Raw genomic sequence first — 5,627 nt, forward strand, 5'->3', positions numbered from 1 at the left:
GGTAGAGGTACACTTTTTCAACTTTGGCGTCGGGGCGCATCATGACGGCGGGCTCCTGAAGGATATCGGGAGCCCAGCATCAGGCATCAAATGGCAGCTTTGAATGTGTAGACGATGGATCGCTTACCGCATATCAAGTACCCCTCTTCGTGACAAACACAACGATAGACCGAAATTCCCGGTTCCATGGGCACACGAAGGCCGAAATCATCGTGTCCGCGGATAGGGGCGGGGGAATTCTTTGTAGAGAACCCTATGTTAGCCATATAAAAAACAATACTGACATCATTGATGTAGCAAAATCTTCGACCCCATAACAGCACGGCGTCAAACGTGAGAATTTGTACCGCCAATTTGCGCCTGTATCTGCGAAAGAAAATCTTCGGGGAGTAATACATTACTCAGAGTAAATCGTTGGTTCTGTTCTTTCAAGTCAATGATAAGCGTTTGAAAAAATGGATTTCGGCGAGCGCGGACCGAACGTATTTTTTCAAATCGGATCAGGTCCTGGCGATTATAACCATCGGCCTCATCGCGAAACATCAACCCTTCCGGAACGATTGAAATGCTCACTTTATGATCACGCCTTGCGAAGGAGCAAGTGACGAAAAGTATTACAGTCACCAAGATCGACGCGCCTACCAACCACAACCCAAAATAATTCTGAAACTGAAGAATCGGAAAAAAAAGAAGAATCGAAGTCACGACCAAGCTTCCACACGCCCAACTCATGATTTCAAGGGCAACTTTCAAATTAAAAATAGCTTGCATGTTTTTCCTTTATTTTAATATCAGGCAGGACAAGGTCCATTACCTGTTGCATTTTTTAGGTAAATAGAACGACACATAGCAAAACTTCGAAAACAAAAGCAGCACACCGATACATTATTGGCTCGCCGCGATCTCGCATTCCAAGTCAACAAGTCGCGTGGTAGGTCCATTGGCTTTCAAGCGCTCAGCAACAACGCTTGGCCAGCGGTTGCGAGAGCGGCGTTTTGCAATGCTGTAGGTGAATTCCTGGATTCGATCCAGAGGGTAAAACATTGGCTCGAGTATCAGCTTTGCAGCATCCTCGGCGCCTAAGTAATTCTTGCCGCCCGCTTCCTTTTTCGCTTGTTTTAATTGCGCCAGGGTATGCTTGAAGCTATCGCTCATTTTAAATCGCACGTCCAGCTGGCTTTTTACGAACGCATCCGATTCACTGTGATTACCGTGTTCGTCGAAGTAAGGGCCGTTGTTCATGTAGGCACGGATGTACTCCCAAAAACCTTTTTGCATCGCCAGTGATTTACCGAACGGCGCACCAAGGCTGATCATCAGTGCGTTTTCCGGTTCTTCAAATTTCCACACTCGAATTTCAAGCGAAGCGCTTTGCATTCCACCGATTTGGGTGCCCACTAGCTGAAACTCATTGGCCACGGCAGAAATGCCATCCCATGGAGCGTGGTAAAGATCACCGTCATGATCGAAGTACACTTCGCGGGTTCGGCGGTTAAACAAGATGGGCAAAGGTAAAGGGCGCAGGGTTTCCCATAGGAATGGCGCCAAAAACATCGGCAGACAAATTCCAAGCATGATGTACAGCCCCTTTAGCTCAGCGCTTTGCATAAGACTGTAAATACCCACACCTAAACCTCCGATAAAAACCCATCCACCAAGCCCAGAAAGTATTCCTCGATCAGATTCCCCGCCTGCTTGCAAAGCCAGGTAATACTCGGTGTGCTCATCGACGATAAACAACTCCATCGGCTGCTCTCCCGTCGATTTGTCTGCCTCAAGCATGACCGTGGGTGTGGTGCTATATCGGGGTTGTCCCGGCGTATTCATATCCATGCTCGCTCCATGATTTTTACCGCAGGCAGCATCAGTCCTTCTTGTGGGGAATAGATCAAATCGCCCTCGATGCGCCGCAAGTCTCTAACTCCGTCCTCATGGTACACACGACGATAAGGGGTGATGCCGGCGGGCACAGGAACGCGGGTACCGCTATGCCGGGCAAAGTCTTTACCTGTCCACTCGACCTTTTGGATTTTATCGGCGTGATATCCGAGTGTGTCGCCCCAAACTTCCTGGCCGGTGAAATGAATCATACCGTCGGTCAGCTCCACGTTTTCGCCGGGCAGCTTTAGCAACAGGTAAGTGGAGACGACTTGCCCTTGATAGGGGTTCATTTCTGCCAGCCGATGAGCATCAAAGCTGATGGGAAACAGAATGGGGTACAGATTGTCCATGGAAAGGATGTAGCTGCTTGACCAGGTGTCGTCCGGGCGGATACCAAAGTGGCTGTTCTTCACCCATTTTTCCAGCGGCGAGTCTGCCGTATAAAGACGGGCAATGACCCCGCCCACAATAACCACCGCGAGCCCCAGTAACTTGGCTCCCAGGTGCGGCACTACGTTGAGCCCCCTGGCAATAGTCGCCGCATCCCCGCCTATCACCGTGGCCCGTGCGACCCGTAGCGCCCGGAACGCCTGGACCTGAATTTTGATACTGGCCAGCGAAGCGCCAGCCACTGCCAAGTTCACGGCCATGGTGTCAAAGTCGCCCGCTTTGTAGGCCTCAAAGGCGTCTACCCCATAAAGCACGACGTCGAACGCCAGAAAAACGCCTTGCGCCAAAGCTGTAGTGGCGGCGCGCCCCAAAGCCTTGGCCAAAAGTAGCCGAGATGAAATTGAGGTGCCACCGCTCTGCCGGACGGCTGATGCCCAATCAACCTCGGCCACTCTCTGGAATACCGCTGCGCCTGCTGCGCCAACACCGATTAGAGCCCCTGCTACCCCGAACCCTCCTTTGACTGATTGATTGCCGGTAAACTGATCCGTCGCCCAAACAAAATTCACCCCCGCCATCAGCGTTACCAAACACTTGATCGGTGCTTTACTCAGTGCACTCTTCAAGTCAAACGCACTGCTCAGATCAGCGCTCGCTAGCAGGTTGACCGGCAACCGCTGCAGCTTGGTGCTGGCCGACACCAGGTGCATAAACGGAATGCTTTCGCTCACGGCACCGGCCAGAGGCGTCACGTTGAGCCTGGCAGGCAGTGTGTTGCGGGTGCCTATCAGGTCGCTGTACCACTCGCCCAGTTGGCGCGGTGTGATACCCAAGGTTTGAATACGCTGCCCACTGCGGGCTAACGCGGCGGCCATGTAAATGCGCCCAGCGGTGCTGGCGGCATTTTCCGCTTGGTGCAAGTGCAGCCCAGCAGCCGGCGCAAGGGACAGAAATAAAGCTTCAATACTGGACGCCGGAGCCCGTTGACTCAGCTTTTCAGCCGCCTTGTTCATCGCCTCGGCATAACCAAAGGCTTTAGCCATCTGAGTGGCGCCTTCTTTTAGCGATGCGCCATTGTCGTGGGCAGCATCGCTCAAGTCGATCAGGTACTTTATTTCTCCAATGCCAAGCCTTTTGGGTAACCCAAGCAATGCCCAGAGCAACCAGGGTTTACCTTGCGCATCACCTTCAAGGCTTAACGTTATGGCCTTGGCTCCTGGGCTGGTATTCGCCGGACCTAAACAGGCGGCAGCGAAATGCAGTTCCAAGGCCTCGCGACTGGAGGGCTGAGAGATGTCGAAGTGGCCACAGGCGGTGTCCATGCTGGAGGGGCCATTCACCTGCAAGGTGTTGAACCAATCGACCCAGAGCTGCGCCAGCCGGCGCATGTCGGCGGTATAGCGGTCTTCCTGCGTGTTCTGGTCTTCCCAGGCGAGACTCAACTCGTCATAGCGAGTGATTGAGGGCAACTGCGTTTTCAATTGCGCGTCATTATCGCTCAAGGACTTTAAAACACCCGCAATGGCCCACTCTTCCGCGTGATGTTCCTGATAACTGTCAAACCCCGCTTTACGGGCGCGCATCAGCGCAGCGAGATCGAGCAGCACGCCCCAAGCATCATCAATCACAGCATAAGTGTGCTGTTCGCAACGTGCCATCTGCTTGAGCACTTTCAGCCAGTTGGGCGCGTGCTCCGTTTCGGGCTCACTGCTCCAGCCATAGCGAGTTGCATCGCTGTATTCGCCAATCTGCTTGTTGATAGAGTCCACTTGGCCACTGAACGGTGCAGTACCCGGCACAAAACTGCGCATGACGCGCTGACGCACGGCGGGGTCTTTTTTGGCGGCCTGGTACTGCGGCTCACTCCATCGAACTGGCGACCACACCAAACCGGCAGAATCGCCAGCTCTGAGCAGTAGGTGTGGTTGGGTTCGGGTATCAATCACCCGTCCTGCCCGTGAGGTTTGCGTGAGTTGCGCTGATTCGACCTGATACTCCACCAACTTGGGTGGAGTGCTTTCCCAGACGTAGAGCCAACCATCCCGCAGCAAGCGCGAGGTGTAATTAAGGTCTTGCTCGGCCAAGTCAGGATGGCGCGGCCCAAGATCTGGAAACTGTCCGCTCAGCGGGGGCAGACCATGGGCACTGATATCGACAGCTGCCGTGGGACCCAAGGCATAGCGCAGAGGCAAAACAGCGGCGAAAAGCGGGCACGTCCCGTAGGGCGCTTCATTGGATGGGCTCATGAATGTTGTTCCGTGTTGGCGGGTAAGCTGAGCGCGTGCAAGAGCGCATTTGGCAAGATGATTTGTGCCGCTAAACCTTTATCCGCGATAGCAGAATCACGCTCAGGCGTTTCGTTCGTCCATGCACGCACTGAGTCGCCGCCATGTCGCAACCAGACACTATCCACGCCACACCAAAAACCAGCAGGCCATTGGGCACCGGCCAACCGTGCGCGATTCAGCGCGGGGCCATCGGCCAGGCGCAACCAAAGTTCGCGGCGCTGTTCATCAAAAATGCGTAAGCGTCGTTGCAGGATTGGAAGTAATTGATTGGCGCTTTTAAGAGAGCCCAGCCATACGCCTCGCTGCAAGTCGCCGCCGCCCCACCACTCGTTATAAGCGGTACTGCCGAATGAGGCATTGAGTAAAAATGGCCCGGCCCCGGCAATAGGTTTATACGATGTTCCCTTGAAGAGTGGCAGGGGATTGTCGAGACCGTAGTGCTCGTTCAACCAATCAAAAGCGTCGTCATACTGAGCGCCGTCAAGCAGGAGTAGCCCCTTTTTCGGGGTCATGGATATCATGCTTGAGCCCCCTCGGCGTCCAACTGCTCTTGGGCGGCATCACATACCGGACAAATTCCGGAGGTCGCTTCACGGAAAACAGCGTTTTGTTTGAGTAGCGCTTCCATGGGGAGGGTGTTGACGATCATGGTCAGCGCTGCCACAGGTATCCCCGGCAACTCTGGAGCAGCAGCGGTCCCCGCTGCGGGCGCACCACCTATTTGAATCTCGGTGCTACTGAAAATACCGCCAGGGCCAATCACGATATGCTGGCCACCGCCTTTCAGGGTGATGCTGGCCCCTGCATCCAGGATCAGATGAGCCCCGGCCTTGAGGTGCACTTGTTGTCCTGCCTCAACCGCCAGTGTCTGGCCGATACGCGCGTGGCTGCTGCTGGCGACTTCCAGGTAGTCGTTGGCCTTGAGCTGGACTTTGCGGTCTGCCGTGACGGTGCGCTGTTCTTCAGCTTCGAACACCGCGATGCTGTTGCCCTTGATGGTTTCCCGGCGCTCGTTGCCCACTTCCAGGCGGCTGTCATTTTCGACCTTCTGCTCCAGGTCGCGCTGGG

General features: G+C 54.5%; 4 protein-coding genes and 1 pseudogene. All 5 read right to left on the reverse strand.

The window, feature by feature from the left end:
- Positions 1–327 precede the first annotated feature (327 nt).
- The gene (locus AACY52_RS28040) at positions 328–771 is read right to left on the reverse strand and encodes a hypothetical protein (protein WP_339439515.1); all 444 of its coding nucleotides are present in this window, start codon (positions 769–771) and stop codon (positions 328–330) included.
- 114 nt (positions 772–885) lie between these two features.
- Complete coding sequence (locus tag AACY52_RS28045) at positions 886–1,833, reverse strand: hypothetical protein (protein WP_339439517.1); 948 nt, start codon at positions 1,831–1,833, stop codon at positions 886–888.
- A complete protein-coding gene (locus AACY52_RS28050; protein WP_339561045.1) occupies positions 1,824–4,517 on the reverse strand; it encodes a toxin VasX in 2,694 nt (897 codons plus the stop codon). Before AACY52_RS28050 ends, AACY52_RS28045 begins: the two co-directional genes overlap by 10 nt.
- On the reverse strand, positions 4,514–5,080 hold the full coding sequence (locus AACY52_RS28055) for a DUF4123 domain-containing protein (protein WP_339561046.1): 567 nt from the start codon (positions 5,078–5,080) through the stop codon (positions 4,514–4,516). Before AACY52_RS28055 ends, AACY52_RS28050 begins: the two co-directional genes overlap by 4 nt.
- A pseudogene (locus AACY52_RS28060) lies at positions 5,077–5,627 on the reverse strand (type VI secretion system tip protein VgrG); the annotation flags it as partial. The gene AACY52_RS28055 and the pseudogene AACY52_RS28060, both read right to left, overlap by 4 nt.

This window comes from Pseudomonas sp. EA_65y_Pfl1_P113 (assembly GCF_963970525.1).
GTDB lineage: Bacteria > Pseudomonadota > Gammaproteobacteria > Pseudomonadales > Pseudomonadaceae > Aquipseudomonas > Aquipseudomonas tritici.